We start from the raw sequence: 15652 nt of genomic DNA on the forward strand, positions 1-15652 counted from the left end.
ATCTTCAAAAATGACGCTTAATCCGTCGATATGCCTGAAAGATGCAAATCTGCTTGATGTTCGAAAGGGAGAGCTTGTTGGCCTATGCAACATCTTCGTTGAAGCTGGTATGATCGTCGATGTCTCTGGCAGGGATCCCGAAACTGCGCAGCTAGTCATAGATGTGAAGGGTAAAACGGTTATGCCAGGCTTATGTGATGCTCATGTCCATGTCGTCGCAGCAACCGCAAGTTTTCCGGATTTGGAGAGGTGGGCGGGGAGCTATACCACTGCCAGAGCAGGGCAAATACTGTCAGGAATGTTGTCTCGTGGTTTTACAACTGTACGCGATTGTGGCGGCGCAGATTTCGGTATCGCTCAAGCAGTAGACGAAGGCTTTTTGATAGGCCCAAGAGTATTATTTTGTGGCCATGCCATTTCACAAACTGGTGGTCATGGGGATATGCGTGGCAAAGCAGATGATTGGGAGGCCTGTACCTGCTGTCATGGGCTTGGAACTATTGTTGACGGAGTGCCTGAGGTGCGGCGTGCCTGTCGCAATGAGCTACGCAAGGGTGCTCATTTTATCAAGATCATGGCGTCTGGTGGGGTGTCTTCACCAACAGACAGGATCAGCAATACCCAATTCGCCCTGGATGAAATTACAGCCGCTGTAGAGGAGGCAGAAGCTACAGAAACATATGTCGCTGCTCATGTTTATACCGCGCGTGCCGCTAAGCGGGTTTTGAAGTGCGGCGTGAGATCCATTGAACATGGCAACCTGATTGATGATGAGGTGATGGACCTGATGATCGAGAAAGGAGCTTTTCTCGTTCCAACGATGTCCACTCATGAAGTTTTGAAAAGTGAAGGTCTGGAAGGCGGCCTGACTGTTGAGATGCATGAGAAAGTGGATGAGGTGGTTGAGGCCGGATATCGTACTCATAAGCGCGCCCATGAAAAAGGTGTGAAACTGGTATTTGGAACGGATTTGCTGGGGGCGATGCACCGCCATCAACTGTTAGAATTTTCCATTCGAAGCAAGTTTCAAACACCGATTGAAATCATCCGCTCTGCAACATTGACAGCTGCAGAGCTGTTTAACATGGTAGGTAGAGTGGGCGAGATTGTGCCTGGTGCATATGCTGACTTGATTGTCATCGACGGTGATCCCGTTATAGATATCAAATACTTACAGGATCCTGACAGGTACCTGAAACTGATAATGAAAGATGGGAAAATATACAAAAACGCGATTTAAGATTTTGGTTGAAAAAATATGACAATTTAGGGCGATCCGATTACTCTGTTTGCGGATAAAGGCCATTTGCTTAAGTAGATTCGATGTAGATCAGAATTATGAATGCTTCATTGCCAGAAGGTAAAAATGCTCAACGCTCTGCCTTGACTAGAGAAAAGGTATTGAAGGCAACGTTGGATCAGATTTACGAATGCGGGATTCTTGCGGCTTCAACTCCGGAGATCGTGAAGCGTGCCGGGATTTCTCGCGGTGCCATGTTGCATCACTTTCCTTCGAAAGAGCAGCTTATTGCGGCTGCTGTTGAGAAGCTTCTAGAAGATGAAGTAGCCCTCATTGAAAAAGAAGCTGAAGCATATGCAGATCATGAAAAATCCATCGATGATTTCGTAGATTTCTTATGGGAACGTTTCTCAGGGCGCCTATTTATGATCACAATGGATTTTTTATCTAGCGCACGCACTGATGAAAAACTCCGTGAAGCGGTGATTCCGGTTAGTTTGAATTTCCATACTTCCCTAAATCAAATCTGGATTAAGTTTTTCCCTCATAAACAGAAATCAACTGATCAGATACAGCTTTTGCTTAATACAACAATGTGTTTGATGCGTGGAATGGGGGTTCAAACAGTTATTAAAGATGATCCCACATATTTCGATGGCATTCGTGAATACTGGAAAACGCTGATTCATAGCCAGTTGGATTAAGTGCTGGCGCTTCATCTACCAAAGGAAGGTAAGGCAAAATAAAACCCCTTGAAAACGATGTGTTTTCAGGGGGTTGAATGGTGAGCCCGACAGGATTCGAACCTGTGACCCACTGATTAAAAGTCAGTTGCTCTACCAACTGAGCTACGGGCCCACAATCTAATTTTATCACGTTGTGACAATGTTTTAAACCGTTACATCGTCGTGATGCGGCTGCAACATAGGGGGGACTTTCCAATTGGTCAAGCAGCTTTTTTATTTTTTTTTACACTTCAATTTTTCTTTGTCTCTTTGATCCGGTTATGTGACTATCTATGTAGGATGTAAGCAAGGAAAAGCCTTGCTTTTTAGTTATTTAAAATGAACTGAGGAAAGATGAAAAAAATCTCGCTTCTCTCCAAAAGTCTATTGGCTTTCGCGCTCGTATTGTCTTTGACGGGCCTTGTAAAGGCGGCTGAAAATCTAGATCCAGAGAATACCCTGTATCTGGATTTAAAATATGGGCGTGTCGTGATCGAACTTTATCCCCGCGTGGCGCCTAAACATGTTGCCAGAGTGAAAGAGCTTGCGCGACAAAAATTTTACGATGGCCTGAAATTCCACCGTGTTATCGAAGGCTTCATGGCCCAAACAGGTGACCCTGACGGCAATGGTCGTGGTGGGTCAGGTCAAAAAATCCGTGCTGAATTTTCCAACATTCCTCATGACCGCGGTATCGTGTCCATGGCGCGCGCAAGATCCCCACATAGCGCAGATAGCCAGTTCTTTATCGTGCTGGAGGATAGCCCTCATTTGAACCGCAAATATAGTGTGTTTGGCAAAGTTGTTTCAGGGATGGAGTTTGTAGACCAGATTGAAAAAGGGTACGGCCAAGGAGGTCAGGTCAGGAACCCTGATCTCATGCTCCGCCTTCGGGTTGCGGCAGACGTTCAATAAACAAATAAAAAGCGGGCCAAAAGCCCGCTTTTTTAATCTCTTCTTTAGGCAGCTTGCCTCAACCCCAATCGCTTCCAGACTTCCTTCAACGAAGATACCAGATGATCCATCATCTGATCATCATGGAATGGGCTTGGTGTAATCCTTAAGCGTTCCTCGCCACGTGGCACGGTCGGGAAGTTAATTGGCTGGATGTAGATGCCATAGTCTTCCAAAAGCATGTCACTTGCCTGCTTGCATAGCGCGGCATCATATACCATCACAGGGACAATATGAGTGGGGGTTTGCAATACAGGCAGTCCCGCATCCATAAGAAGTTTTTTAAGGGTCGCAGCGCGTTCCTGATGGGATGCGCGCTCCATCTGGCTTTGTTTCAGGTGTCGGACACTTGCAAGGGCACCAGCCGCCACAGCAGGGGGTAGGGTCGTTGTGAAGATAAATCCAGAAGCGTAGGAGCGAATGGCATCTACAATGGCCTCAGAGGCGGTAATAAAGCCGCCTACAACACCAAATGCCTTACCTAAAGTCCCTTCCATGATATCAATGCGATCCATCAAGCCTTCGCGTTCAGCAATACCGCCGCCCCGTGGTCCATAAAGGCCTACTGCGTGAACTTCGTCCAGATATGTCATGGCGTTGTATTTATCGGCCAGATCACAAAACTCTTTCATCGGCGAGATGTCGCCGTCCATGGAATAAACAGATTCGAACGCAATCACTTTCGGGCGATCAATATCAATCTGTTTGAGCTTTTCTTCCAAATCGGCAACATCGTTGTGCTTGAAGATAACTTTTTCACATTTCGAATGACGCACCCCATCAATCATGGACGCATGATTAAGTTCATCAGAAAGGATCACCGCATTTGGAAGCAGCTTTCCCAATGTGCTGATTGTCGCGTCATTGGAGACAAAGCCTGACGTAAAGACAAGGGCACGTTCCTTGCCATGAAGATCTGCAAGTTCTCGCTCCAATTCGCAAATCATATGGGCGTTACCGGAAATGTTACGCGTGCCGCCAGCACCTGCTCCAAATTCGTCAATGGCATCTTTCATGGCAGCCAGTACTTTTGGGTGCTGGCCCATACCAAGATAGTCGTTTGAGCACCAGATAGTGACTTCGGCAGTTCCATTTTCTGTATGGCGTGTTGCCCGTGGAAAATCTCCTGCGTGGCGCCCGAGCTCGGTAAAGACCCGATAGCGTTTCTCAGATTTGAGATCAGCGATGGCCTTCTCGAACACCTCGTTATAGTTCACTGCCATACCGACAATTTCCTTTTCTAGCCCGTCTTGATCTTTTATTAGTATAAGATCATAAAATATTTATATACGTTGAATAGCGAATTTGCCCCCCTGACATCAAGGGACAAAAAGTCGCATGCTACTTAAGCTATCCGCTAATATAGATAGCTTTTCTCCCGATTCCAACTTAATGCGCCATAAACACAGGCAAGGTGCACTTGGCTAATATTGCTCCGGTCACAGCACCAAATAACAAGCGCCTCAACCGCCCTCTGGTATAGGCGCCCATCACCATCAAATCTGCATCGCAGTCTTTCGCGGCATCCATTAAGGATTGAGCTGTAGAACTGCCAGATCCGCTATTAATATTGCGACTTTCGGCCTCAACACCATGAAGCTTCAAATAGCGAAGTGCCATTTCAGGGCTAATTTCTTCGCTCAAATCGTCAATGGCGCAAATAACGGTTACTTTTTCCGCCTGTTTAATCAAGGGAAGAGCCGCTGTCAGTGCCCTACTGGATTGAACGGAGCCATTCCATATCACGGCAATGCGTTTGCCGAAATTTGCATCCAGGCCGTGATCAACCACTAATACCGGGCGCCCGGTTTCCAGGATGGCGGCGTTAAGGGCTTGCTCATTATCGCTGCTATGTTCTTCAGATTTCTTGCAGGCCACAAGCAAATCTACCATCCGTCCATATTCCGGAATCAAATCTTCCTGAGATCCAACTTTCGTCATGAACCAAGCCGAGGCTTGTTGGCCGGGTTGAGTGCTTGGAAACTCGGCAACAGGGATGTTTTTCTTTTCGCAGATATCGTTGAATAGTTGTTCTGCTTTTTTGCTGCGCTGGGAAGCGTCTTTTTCTGCGAGTTCGATAACATTTTCGATCATCGCGGTGGTCATGCCTTCACCTACAAAGGCCGCTGCGTTTCTGGGATCTTGTTGGACATGCAGAGCGTCCACATGAGCCCCCATTTTGTTCGCAAAGGTTAGGGCACTACAAAGGGCGGTATCATCACAAGTTGTGTCTGCGCCGCCCATGGGTACGAGAACTGTGTTTAAAGACATATACACCCCTTTATCCTGTTAGCAGGCCTTCATTATATCTCTAATTTAGCGTTTCGAACAGTTTTTCCTATGCAACTCATGGATACTTGATCGCAAGTGAGTGAGATTTTGATCTGGCGTGCCATCTGCGGATATTCTGATCCAATCGGTTTTAAATCTACTTGCTCTTTGAATTTGCTGCTGTGTGATTTCCCACGTGGCGTCTGAAGCGTCATTTCGCCTAGCGGCAAGTCGTTCCTGCAAAACTGCTGGGCTGACATCAAGCCAGACGCCTTGAAAAGGGACACCTATTTCATTAGCGAGCTTTTCGATCTTTTGCTGATCAGTAATTCGGTCAAAAACGGCATCTAAAATAACACTATGGCCCGCTTCCAATATTGTGCGGGCGTTTTGCCCCATCAGGGAATAGACGCGTTCAGATACTTCTGGTGTGTAAGCGCTTTGTGGCATGGGGCTGTATTTGTCGCATCCCATTAGCTTCCTGCGGATTACATCTGTTCTTAAAATGATGGCGCCAGGACTTGGTGCCAAATCAGAGGCTATCGCTTTTGCAAGAGTAGACTTGCCGCTGCCTGAAAAGGCTCCCAAAGCCAGTAGTGATGGGGAACGAGGTCTTAAATAGTTGTTTGCTTTTTGGAAAAGCTGTTGCGCCTTTTTGGCGAGTTTTGACGTTTCATTCTCATCCTGACATTGAAGAGATCTGTTGGCCGCAACATGACACCTGATGCCAGCGCGCAGACTCAGAAAAAACGGCAATAATTTAAGGGCTTCAAACGCTTGGCTCTCTTCAAGCCATCCCATTTCCGCGACATATTCATTTAGAATTGTTGTCGCGGCTCTCGATTGCTTCTTGTCTTCAAGATCCATCAAAAGGAAGGAAAGGTCATATAGTATGTCGGAGATGGCGAAATCGTCTTGATACTCAATGGCGTCAAATATGCGGGCCTTGCCATTGAATACGCAAATATTCTGAAGGTGAAGGTCGCCGTGCCCCATTCGGAAAAAACCATTTCTCACACGCTCTTCCCAAAGAGGCCTTAGTTGTTCATTGATGGCATGAATATCCGTCAAAAACGCTTCGACTTCTTCTTTATCGAGAATGTCAGGGCAGAAGTTTCTGAATTGTAGGAAATTCTGGTTAATAACGGTCTTAAAGTCGGGAACAGCGTTGAGGTCCGAAATTATCTCGGCACTTTTGTGAAAGTGGCTTAAATCATCAGCAAGCTGGATGCACATCTCTTCATCCAGTTTTCCTTTTGCTGAAATTTGGTCAAGCTGGTACCCATCCGGAAATCTGTGCATTTTGATGAAATGGCACTGAATTTCGCCGTCACCATCTATATTGATTATCCCACGCTTGGATAGATAAACCGGATAAAGCCCAATATACATGTCTTCCGCAGTTCGTTTGTTCCGCGAAAGTTCAGCCTTACTATGCTCTAGGCGCATTTCCTTTGTGCTATAATCCATATGATCAAAGTGAACAGGTTTTTTCACTTTGATGGCAAACTGTTTGCCTAAAAGAACTGTCGCGCCGTGGGTTTCGATAAGTCGAATAGAACTATTCTGCGTCTCCCCCCACAAGGTAGGCGTGGCCTGCAGTGCATGAATGATTTTTTCATGCAACTTTTGTTGTTCGATCAATGTAGGCGACATTCTTAAGTCCCGGCAGAGGACGCCGTTGTGGCATGATCCGGCGAAAGAGGATCCTGGTGGATGATTGCTTCTGCGTTTGGAAAGGCCGCCACAATTTTTTGTTCAACAGATTCAGCGATTGCATGGGCGTCTGACAATTTCAGGTCAGGAGGTAAATCCAAATGAAGCTGCACAAAAACATGTTGTCCGGATTTTCGCGTTCTCAAGTCATGAAAACCCAAGGCGCCTTCTTCCTCCTCAACAATTTTCTTTATTTTGTCACGCTCTTCATCAGGGAGTTCTTCATCCATCAAATCTACAAACGATGCTTTCACAATTTCATAGGCGTTGTAGGAGATGTAAACGGCAATACCCAAAGCAAATAACGAGTCGGCAATATACCAACCCATTTGCACAGACAGTACTAGAGCAATAATAACGCTAATATTTACTAGAATATCACCAAGATAATGTAGTGAGTCAGCGGAAATGGCAACAGAGCGAGTTTGCGAAATGACGTAGCGTTGAAACATAACAAGCCCCAATGTCAAAACAATGGAAACCACCATCACGGCAATACCTATCGTACTTGCATGTATTGGGTCTGGATTGACTAGTTTTTCAAGTGCTTGCAGTGCCAGGAAGATGGCAGAACCCACGATAAACGCAGATTGGAAAAGGCCGGCTAGTGCTTCAGCCTTACCATGCCCGAAGCGATGTTCGTTATCTGCTGGGGTGAGGGCGTGGCGCACAGCAAATAAATTCACAAGAGATGCGCCAAAATCAAGCATGCTGTCTACTAGTGTCGACAAGATGGAGACCGAGTTTGTCGCCAAGTAAGCCCAGATTTTTATACTGATCAAAAAAAGTGCAACTGACACCGCAGCATAAGTTGCGCGTTTCATCAGTTTTTCGTTTCGGTGGTTACTTTGCTTTACGTCTGAAGTCATTTTTAGTCGAGGTCTAGCTTAAGGATACAGGATTGATTTAATCCATCCATTTTCTGTTTTGTTGTACTGTCTGCGTTCATGCAGTCTAAATGGCTTATCTTTCCAAAACTCTATCTTGTGTGGCACAACTCTGAAACCGGACCAGTAGGGTGGGCGTGGCACATTGCCTACAGGGTACTTCGCTGCATATTTTGCAACTGCAGCTTCAAGGGAAAAACGTCCTTCCATCGGTCGGGATTGTTGGCTTGCCCATGCACCAATACGGCTATCTCTTGCGCGGCTTTGGAAATAAGCGTCTGCCTCTTCATCTGAGACTTGTTCGGCGACACCCGTGACGCGGACAACGCGTCTCAATGACTTCCAATGAAAACCTAGTGCAACCTTTGGGTTTCCCAAAATCTCTGTACCCTTTTGGCTTTCAAAATTTGTGTAGAATACAAAACCCCGTTCGTCGACATCCTTAAGCAGAACCATACGCCAGGAAGGCTCACCTTCTGCATTCACAGTCGCAACTGACATTGCATTGGCATCGTTGACTTCAGACTGCTCAGCTTCTGCCAACCAGTCTTTAAACTCTGCAATCAAGTCGGAGAGTTGAGAGGTTTCCATTTTGAAATCCGTTATGAATAGACATGCGAATATACCGTATTTAAAGCCCAATGTAGTGAGGCGTCTGCCTTCTGTCGATAGATTGTCTTAATCGCGCCTCATTCTTTTGGGAAAATTTTCAAATGAGGCTATAATCAGGGGCCTCTTGCTGTTGTTGAAACTTCATTTGTTGCAAAAAGGATAAGGATTATGGCTATCAGCAAAAAACTCGTCGCGGGAAGTGTTGCGCTTGTGTTAGCCGTTAGTGGTTGTTCGTCTTATCAAGAGAACCCCAAGCAAACTGGCGGAGCCGTTATTGGCGGTGTTGGTGGCGCCCTGCTTGGCTCCCTGTTTGGATCAGGAAGTGGCCGATTGGCTGCGGTAGCGGCAGGAACGCTGATTGGTGCGATGATTGGTTCTGAAATCGGGGAATCACTAGACAAAGCAGATCGTGCTGCAATTGATCGCGCAGAAAGGCGCGCAACTACAGCGCCGATGGGCGAAACCATTACCTGGAGTAATCCAGATAGCGGTAATTCGGGAACGATTACCCCTGTTCGCGAAGGGAAAGATACCGGTGGGCGCTATTGTCGGGAGTTCCGCCAGACAATTGAGATTAATGGTCGCCTGGAAGAAGGTTATGGAACCGCTTGCCGTCAGGAAGATGGTAGCTGGCAGATCATGTCTTGATGTCAGATGTTGATTACGTCTGTATTTTCTAGCCGAATTGCCATAAAAGAGACCTTTGGGGTAAATAGAAAAACTGACGATTTCAGCTGGAATGATGCGGACATATCAAAAGATACTTGCGGGAACGGCGCTTGCTGTTGTTCTCGCGATGACAACGGCCCAACCGGTTACCGCCGGATTTGAGGATGCAGTTAAGGCGTATGAAGCTGGTGACTACAAAACAGCTTTTGACGAATGGAAACCACTTGCGGAAGAGAATGATCCTGCGGCAATGCGGAATTTGGGTCACCTCTATCGTAAAGGTTTAGGTATTCCTCAAGACCATAATAAAGCGTTTAGCTGGTATAAACGTGCAGCTGAAATGGGGTTTCGGCGGGCGCAGGCCAATGTTGCGTCCATGTATCTTAAAGGCCAAGGGGTTGAGCAGGATTACGTGCAAGCGGCTGAATGGTTTACCCGCGCGGCCCAAAACGGACATGTGATTTCTCAATACAATCTCGGCCTGATGTATGAGTTTGGCAAGGGAGTAGAGAAGAGCAAGGCGAAAGCGCTGGCCTGGTATAATTTGGCGGCAAAAGCTGGTCATGCTCAGGCGCTGAATAAGTTGTCTTCACTTGTTGCTACAAAACCTGAAATTAAAGAAGATGTGGTCGCAGCCCCTAAACAGGAGGTTGCCCCTTCAAGTCCTACTGTGACGGCGGTGGCTCCCAAGCAAGAGGTGGCTCCTGTAAAGGTCGAAACAGCACCTAAGGTCGTAAGCAAGCCAACTGCGGTGGCCAAAAAGGCTGAACCTAAACCAGTAGCCGCGGTAGAAACTACCAAAGTTATCAAGCAAGAGCCGGTTGCTACGTCTGCCAAGAAGAAATTTGATCCATTTGCAGGGAGTGCGAATAACAATGCGTTGTCTTCTGATGGATCTGACGCTGCAAAGCTGGAAAGTACAGGGGCTCCAACAGCCTTCAATCAAAAGAATGCGAAGACACCTGCCGTATCTCAGAAGCGTGTTGTTGTTGAACCGCCAAAACCAGCCTCTGAGATTGTGGTGAAGAAGGTGGAACCTTCTTCTGCTCCGGCAGTTAAAAGTGAACCGGAAGAAGTCATTGTCGCGAAGACACCAGCTGAGCCAAAAGCTACGTCTCCCAAGCTGACAAAGGTAGAACCGGTACAAACGGTCAATACGGAAAAGCCGAGTGAGCCCGTCGCCGTGGAAACCCGGAGTGCGGATGAGAATGCAAAAGAGTCAGCTGCGGAAACTGCTGCAGCACCCGTGGCTCATAACGCCCCGGCGCAAAAAGAGGAAAGCAAAGGTTTCTTTTCGTCACTTAAGTCTCTGATCGTTGGTGATGATGAAGAAGAAAAACCAGCACCTAAAACAGATAATGCCAATGTTGCGCTCGCCCCTACACCGGCGGTACCTGCACCCGTTCCGACGACAGCCCCAGTTCAAGTGACAACGGGCGCTGGATTGTCTGTCTTAGAACGCTTGGAAATGGCAACGCTATCTTATGAACTGCAAGAATATCATCAGGCGTTGAATGTCTGGGCTTCTTTGGCAAGTGAAGGAAATGCGACTGCGCAATATAATTTGGGTAACATGTTTAGTGATGGATTAGCTGTGCCTGTGGATCGTATCCGTGCCTATTACTGGTGGCAAAAAGCGAGTGCGGGCGGTCATAAAGAAGCCGGTGCAGCCTTGGCAAAACTGGAGCAAAGCCTGACCTTTCTGGAGAAAAAGCAAATACAGAACATAAATTAACCGGTTAATTTATTTTTATGGGTAAAATAGCTTGTGTTTTCGATGCGAGATTTTATCTAATCAATCAGAGTATTTGTATTTAGAGCAAGAGTTACTATTGCAGTAAGGAAGTCAATGAGAGATCCATACGCTGTCTTAGGGGTTTCAAAAACTGCGACCCAAAAAGAAATTAAGACTGAATATCGGAAATTGGCGAAGAAATATCACCCTGACACTAATCCGGGTGATGAAAAAGTCGCCGAAAAATTCAAAGAAATCTCTGCCGCTTATAACATCGTAGGAGATGAAAAACAGCGTGCTCGCTTTGATCGTGGTGAAATTGATGCGAACGGTCAGGAACAAGCACCCTTTGGATTTGGTGGCGGCGGGGCACGTCAAGGCAGTGCGAATGCCGGAGGAGGGTTTGGCGGTTTCCATCACGGCGGTGGTGGCGCTGAGGATATATTCTCTGAGATTTTTGGAAATTTCCGTCGCGGAGGCGCTGGTGGACGGCCTCGGGCAACAAAAGGACGGGATAAAACCTTTGCAATCACTGTCTCCTTCAAAGAAGCCGCCGTGGGGGCAAAACGCCGATTGACCCTTGGGGAAGGTGGGAAAACGCTGGATGTTAAAATTCCGGCTGGAATTGAGGATGGAAAACAAATTCGCCTGAAAGGACAGGGGGAAGCCGGAAGTGGTGGCGGTGCATCTGGTGATATTCTGATCAATGTTACTGTAAAGTCTGATCCGCTTTTCGTAAGGGATGGAAAAAATATAATTGTGGAATTGCCGATCAGTTTACCAGAAGCTGTGCTTGGCGGAACCGTTCAGGTTCCTACCGTTGACGGTGCGGTAAATATGAAAATTCCCGCCGGGTCCAACACAGGAACAACTCTTCGTATGAAGGGAAAAGGCATTGCAGGGAAGTCGGCTGATGATCGGGGCGATCAGATGGTAAAACTAAAAGTGGTGCTGCCGGAAAATCAAGATGAGGAGTTGCATGATTGGGTGAGCAATTGGTCCAAAGATCATCAATATGACGCGCGGGCAAAGTTTGCCAAAGGAAAATAAGTGCGTTTGTTACAATATTTTTTGACTGTTATTAGTGTGCAAGCTAAGAAAGAAGCACAGAGATAACCACATATTGATGGGGCAAGTAAGGATGACTGAACAAGTTGGTCTGATGGCTGGAAAACGCGGTTTGATCATGGGGTTGGCGAATAGAAACTCATTGGCATGGGGAATTGCCCAGGCTTTGCACGCACAAGGTGCTGAGATCGCTTACACCTATCAAGGCGAGAAAATGGAAAAGCGGGTACGCCCACTTGCCGAAAGCCTGGATTCAGATATTGTTCTTGATTGTGATGTTACCGATGACGCTTCTATGGATGCCGTCTTCGAGACCCTGAAAGAAAAATGGGGGAAAATAGATTTTCTGGTCCATGCTATTGGTTTCTCCGACAAAGAAGAATTGCGTGGAAATTATTCCGATACATCACGTGATAACTTCCTGATGACAATGGATATTTCCTGCTTTTCCTTCACCGCAGTTGCTAAGCGTGCGGCCCCGTTGATGACGGATGGCGGTAGCATGGTCACGCTGACCTATTATGGCGCAGAGCGTGTTATGCCTCATTATAATGTAATGGGTGTGGCTAAAGCGGCGCTTGAAGCCTCAGTGCGTTATTTGGCAGCGGAAATGGGTGGCCAAGGGATTCGTGTGAATGCGGTCTCAGCGGGCCCTATTAAAACACTGGCGGCATCCGGTATTGGCGATTTTAAATATATTCTGAAATGGAATGAATATAATGCGCCACTGAAACGAAATGTTTCTATCGACGAAGTTGGTGGATCTACTCTGTATCTTCTGAGTGATCTTTCCAGTGCTGTTTCTGGTGAAACTCATCATGTGGATTGCGGGTATCATGTTGTCGGTATGAAGCGCGAAGACGCGCCAGAACTGCCAGCACCAAAAGCTTAAAAATTAGATCAGGCGGACGCCCTTATGTCTCATAACAGTTTCGGTCATTTATTTCGGGTCACGACCTGGGGGGAAAGCCACGGGCCTGCCCTTGGGTGTGTTGTGGATGGCTGTCCGTCCCTGATTGATATTACAGAAGAAGAAATCCAGCATTGGATGGATCGGCGCAAACCCGGTCAGAATAAATACACCACTCAGCGTAAAGAGCCTGATGCTGTCAAAATCCTGTCGGGTGTATTTGAAGGTAAAACAACAGGCACACCCATCAGTCTGATGATCGAAAATGTGGATCAGCGGTCAAAAGACTATGGTGATATTAAGGACAAATATCGTCCAGGCCACGCTGATTTTGCCTATGATACCAAATACGGTATTCGTGATTATCGCGGTGGTGGACGTTCAAGCGCGCGTGAGACCGCGGCACGTGTTGCGGCGGGGAGCATCGCCCGAAAAGTGCTTGGCGATAATGTTAAAATCCAGGGATATTTGACACAAATCGGCGATCGAGTAATTGACCGTTCCCGCTTTGACGCGAACGAGATTGAAAATAATCCTTTCTGGTGCCCTGATCCTGTTATGGCGGAAGAATGGGCTGAATACCTGGACGGGATCCGCAAAGCTGGCTCTTCCGTGGGGGCGGTAATTGAAGTGGTCGCTTCAGGTGTACCGGCGGGACTTGGCGCACCAATCTACGGAAAACTCGATTCCGATCTTGCTGGGGCCATGATGACCATCAATGCGGTTAAAGGTGTTGAAATCGGGGAAGGCTTTTCTGCAGCAGCACTAACCGGTGAGGATAATGCCGATGAAATGCGCGCGGGGAATGGCTCAGATCCGGTATTCTTGAGTAATCATGCGGGCGGCATCCTTGGCGGTATTTCTACAGGTCAGGACATCGTTGTTCGCTTTGCAGTAAAACCGACTTCTTCAATCTTGAAGACACGGGCTACTGTTGACCGTGACGGGAACGAGACGGAAATCATTACGAAAGGCCGTCATGACCCTTGTGTTGGCATCCGGGCTGTGCCTGTTGGGGAAGCCATGATGGCTTGCGTGCTCGCTGATCATCTCCTTCGCGATCGTGGGCAGCAGCCTCGTTAATCTTTTATTAGAGATTAACCAGACGTTAAACATATCAGACTACCTTCTAGGGTCTTGAACGGGCTTTAGAATGAAGCCTTCGTCTCTTGAAAAGAGAAAGGTAGAAAGATGTTAGATCTGGTAACGGGGTTTTCCGCCTCGAGTAGCTATGCGTCTTTGACGCAGGCAAGCCGTTATAGCAGCCCTTATTCAGGGGTATCTGCTACGTCCAGTCAATCTATCCAATCCGGCTCTTTCAGTTTTGATGCGTTTGTTGCAGAAGATCATTCTGCACCTGCTGTTTCCTTGCCTTTTGGGGAGGGAGACAAATCATCAGACCATATGATGGAAATGCTGGAAGAGAAACTGACTGGTTTCCTGTCCCCTTTTGGAGAAAGTGCTGATGATCTTGCCGAGATCGTCACAAATGCTTTGTCATCTTTAAGTGATCTTGTCGAAGATACTTCTATTGACGCGGCATCTTTGTCCATTGATATCCGATTTGCCCGTGTTGAAGAAAGCTATTCTTCTTCTGCAGGTGGATATGCACAGGCAGGTGTCTTTAACGGTTTTGCATTGGAAGTAAGCGTATCCACAGCCACAGTTGATTACGATCCCGGTCGGGCAACAGTTATTAATATGGCAGGCTCCAAACTTGAATTTACCCAAACGCAGATGATTGAAGGTCATAAGCTGGGTGTGTTCAGACGGGAAAGCCCTGGCATTGATAACTTCCCAGGCTTTAATCGGGAAAAAGCTGAAGAGGCAAGCCGCGTTGTTGAATTCTTGAAAGATATGCGTAAGCAGATCAAGGAGTTTAACCATGATGAAGAGAAAAGTTATCGCCATCAAATGCGCGATGCCTTGAAATCACTGCATCATATGCGTGTTTTTGCCTAGTAGATTTGGGAGGCACATTCTGTTAGATGTGCCTCCTGAAACAGTTTTGATAAAAGCTGGACACCTGGCCCTGAAAGCTCCCCATTTGGCATCACAATATAAAGTGCCACCAGACGATCCAGATTTTGCTCACCTACCAACGGTTTTAAATCCGCGTCTTCTGCCATCATTTCAGGGGGCGCCCAGCAAAACCCATTGCCTGATTTCATAATGTCCCTCGCTTGCGAGAGGCTATCAACGGTCCATCGTTGTTCAGATTTGAGCCACCCTCCAATCTGTCTATTCTGATTTTGCGAATTATCCCGTATCACAATTTGCAGAAATTCTTCCATTTGTCTGGATGTAAATTCACCTGAAAGATCATGTAGCGGATGGGATACATGTGCATAGGGTTTCAACAATTGGGTCATAAGTGGAACACCGATAATCCCGCGTGGGACAAGCGGCGAGATCACAAGATCCGCTTTTTTTTCTGCAATTGTGTCCGCGGCTCCCTGAAGAACAACCTCCTTGATTTGCAAGCGGGAGATGGGATTTTCTTCGGTAAACTTGCCAAGGACCTTCGATAAGAATTGCTTTGGGTAAATGGTATCGATTGCGAGCGTAATCTCCGGCTCCCACCCTTGCTTTAGAAGAGGCGCCAGCTTCTCCAACGTCTCTGCTTCTTCCACCAGTAATTTCGCTCTGCGGTGCATAACTTCGCCGAGATCGGTCAGGCTCACTTGCTTTCCGGTAACCTCTATAAGTTGGATACCAAGCTGGTCTTGCAGTTTTTGAACAGCGTGATGAAGAGACGAGTGACTCTTGTTTAACACCTTCGCGGCCCTTGCATATCCACCCAGATCTATAACCGCGCAGAAGATCTGCCATTGTGTAAGTGAAATTTTCAGCATCTTAATTGTC

Annotated in this window: 15 protein-coding genes and 1 tRNA gene; 9 read left to right on the forward strand and 7 right to left on the reverse strand. The window is 47.1% G+C overall.

Features of this window, described 5'->3' with window-relative positions; all coding sequences use genetic code 11:
* Positions 1-10 precede the first annotated feature (10 nt).
* Together GUA87_RS16150 and GUA87_RS16155 are read left to right on the forward strand one after the other, a co-directional pair.
* Positions 11-1240, forward strand: coding sequence for a metal-dependent hydrolase family protein (locus tag GUA87_RS16150; protein ID WP_193717655.1), 1230 nt, complete (start codon positions 11-13; stop codon positions 1238-1240).
* 98 nt (positions 1241-1338) lie between these two features.
* A complete protein-coding gene (locus GUA87_RS16155; RefSeq protein ID WP_193717656.1) occupies positions 1339-1944 on the forward strand; it encodes a TetR/AcrR family transcriptional regulator in 606 nt (201 codons plus the stop codon).
* A 78-nt stretch (positions 1945-2022) separates the two neighbouring features.
* Here GUA87_RS16155 and GUA87_RS16160 read toward each other — a convergent pair.
* A tRNA-Lys gene (locus tag GUA87_RS16160) sits at positions 2023-2098 on the reverse strand.
* A 221-nt stretch (positions 2099-2319) separates the two neighbouring features.
* Between GUA87_RS16160 and GUA87_RS16165 the strand changes: the two genes are divergently transcribed.
* On the forward strand, positions 2320-2880 hold the full coding sequence (locus tag GUA87_RS16165; protein ID WP_193717657.1) for a peptidylprolyl isomerase: 561 nt from the start codon (positions 2320-2322) through the stop codon (positions 2878-2880).
* Between the two features lie 44 nt (positions 2881-2924).
* Here GUA87_RS16165 and hemA read toward each other — a convergent pair whose 3' ends face one another.
* The 5 genes from hemA to pdxH all read right to left on the reverse strand — a co-directional run bounded on the left by hemA (position 2925) and on the right by pdxH (position 8384).
* Positions 2925-4136 carry a 5-aminolevulinate synthase gene (gene hemA / locus GUA87_RS16170; protein WP_415774804.1) on the reverse strand — a complete coding sequence of 404 codons (1212 nt, stop codon included), beginning with the start codon at positions 4134-4136 and terminating at the stop codon, positions 2925-2927.
* 172 nt (positions 4137-4308) lie between these two features.
* Positions 4309-5190: a universal stress protein gene (locus GUA87_RS16175; protein WP_193717659.1), complete on the reverse strand. Its 882-nt coding sequence runs from the start codon at positions 5188-5190 to the stop codon at positions 4309-4311.
* 45 nt (positions 5191-5235) lie between these two features.
* The gene (locus GUA87_RS16180; protein ID WP_193717660.1) at positions 5236-6846 is read right to left on the reverse strand and encodes an AAA family ATPase; all 1611 of its coding nucleotides are present in this window, start codon (positions 6844-6846) and stop codon (positions 5236-5238) included.
* Between the two features lie 2 nt (positions 6847-6848).
* Positions 6849-7730, reverse strand: coding sequence for a cation diffusion facilitator family transporter (locus GUA87_RS16185; RefSeq protein ID WP_227712098.1), 882 nt, complete (start codon positions 7728-7730; stop codon positions 6849-6851).
* Positions 7731-7793: 63 nt separating this feature from the next.
* Positions 7794-8384, reverse strand: a complete 591-nt coding sequence (gene pdxH, locus GUA87_RS16190; protein WP_193717662.1) for a pyridoxamine 5'-phosphate oxidase — start codon at positions 8382-8384, stop codon at positions 7794-7796.
* A 189-nt stretch (positions 8385-8573) separates the two neighbouring features.
* Here pdxH and GUA87_RS16195 point away from each other — a divergent pair, with 189 nt between their 5' ends.
* The 6 genes from GUA87_RS16195 to GUA87_RS16220 all read left to right on the forward strand — a co-directional run bounded on the left by GUA87_RS16195 (position 8574) and on the right by GUA87_RS16220 (position 14749).
* Positions 8574-9053: an RT0821/Lpp0805 family surface protein gene (locus GUA87_RS16195; RefSeq protein WP_193717663.1), complete on the forward strand. Its 480-nt coding sequence runs from the start codon at positions 8574-8576 to the stop codon at positions 9051-9053.
* A gap of 91 nt (positions 9054-9144) precedes the next feature.
* Entirely contained in the window at positions 9145-10809 is a 1665-nt protein-coding gene (locus GUA87_RS16200; protein ID WP_193717664.1) for a tetratricopeptide repeat protein, read from the forward strand.
* Positions 10810-10923: 114 nt separating this feature from the next.
* Positions 10924-11859: a DnaJ C-terminal domain-containing protein gene (locus tag GUA87_RS16205; RefSeq protein ID WP_193717665.1), complete on the forward strand. Its 936-nt coding sequence runs from the start codon at positions 10924-10926 to the stop codon at positions 11857-11859.
* A gap of 91 nt (positions 11860-11950) precedes the next feature.
* Entirely contained in the window at positions 11951-12769 is an 819-nt protein-coding gene (gene fabI / locus GUA87_RS16210) for an enoyl-ACP reductase FabI (RefSeq protein ID WP_193717666.1), read from the forward strand.
* A gap of 24 nt (positions 12770-12793) precedes the next feature.
* Entirely contained in the window at positions 12794-13870 is a 1077-nt protein-coding gene (gene aroC, locus GUA87_RS16215) for a chorismate synthase (RefSeq protein WP_193717667.1), read from the forward strand.
* A 108-nt stretch (positions 13871-13978) separates the two neighbouring features.
* Complete coding sequence (locus GUA87_RS16220) at positions 13979-14749, forward strand: hypothetical protein (protein WP_193717668.1); 771 nt, start codon at positions 13979-13981, stop codon at positions 14747-14749.
* Here the strand turns inward: GUA87_RS16220 and GUA87_RS16225 are convergent.
* Complete coding sequence (locus tag GUA87_RS16225) at positions 14746-15642, reverse strand: LysR family transcriptional regulator (protein ID WP_193717669.1); 897 nt, start codon at positions 15640-15642, stop codon at positions 14746-14748. The two genes, GUA87_RS16220 and GUA87_RS16225, sit on opposite strands and share 4 nt — an antisense overlap.
* Between the last annotated feature and the right edge of the window lie 10 nt (positions 15643-15652).

The organism is Sneathiella sp. P13V-1, assembly GCF_015143595.1.
Classification (GTDB): domain Bacteria; phylum Pseudomonadota; class Alphaproteobacteria; order Sneathiellales; family Sneathiellaceae; genus Sneathiella.

Coding starts and splice junctions, on each gene's coding strand:
- GUA87_RS16180 (WP_193717660.1), bottom strand. CDS start 6,846: ATGTCGCCTACATTGATCGAACAACAAAAGTTGCATGAAAAAATCATT.
- fabI (WP_193717666.1), top strand. CDS start 11,951: ATGACTGAACAAGTTGGTCTGATGGCTGGAAAACGCGGTTTGATCATG.
- GUA87_RS16220 (WP_193717668.1), top strand. CDS start 13,979: ATGTTAGATCTGGTAACGGGGTTTTCCGCCTCGAGTAGCTATGCGTCT.
- GUA87_RS16205 (WP_193717665.1), top strand. CDS start 10,924: ATGAGAGATCCATACGCTGTCTTAGGGGTTTCAAAAACTGCGACCCAA.
- GUA87_RS16175 (WP_193717659.1), bottom strand. CDS start 5,190: ATGTCTTTAAACACAGTTCTCGTACCCATGGGCGGCGCAGACACAACT.
- GUA87_RS16200 (WP_193717664.1), top strand. CDS start 9,145: ATGATGCGGACATATCAAAAGATACTTGCGGGAACGGCGCTTGCTGTT.
- GUA87_RS16185 (WP_227712098.1), bottom strand. CDS start 7,730: ATGAAACGCGCAACTTATGCTGCGGTGTCAGTTGCACTTTTTTTGATC.
- aroC (WP_193717667.1), top strand. CDS start 12,794: ATGTCTCATAACAGTTTCGGTCATTTATTTCGGGTCACGACCTGGGGG.
- GUA87_RS16225 (WP_193717669.1), bottom strand. CDS start 15,642: ATGCTGAAAATTTCACTTACACAATGGCAGATCTTCTGCGCGGTTATA.
- GUA87_RS16150 (WP_193717655.1), top strand. CDS start 11: ATGACGCTTAATCCGTCGATATGCCTGAAAGATGCAAATCTGCTTGAT.
- GUA87_RS16165 (WP_193717657.1), top strand. CDS start 2,320: ATGAAAAAAATCTCGCTTCTCTCCAAAAGTCTATTGGCTTTCGCGCTC.
- pdxH (WP_193717662.1), bottom strand. CDS start 8,384: ATGGAAACCTCTCAACTCTCCGACTTGATTGCAGAGTTTAAAGACTGG.
- GUA87_RS16155 (WP_193717656.1), top strand. CDS start 1,339: ATGAATGCTTCATTGCCAGAAGGTAAAAATGCTCAACGCTCTGCCTTG.
- GUA87_RS16195 (WP_193717663.1), top strand. CDS start 8,574: ATGGCTATCAGCAAAAAACTCGTCGCGGGAAGTGTTGCGCTTGTGTTA.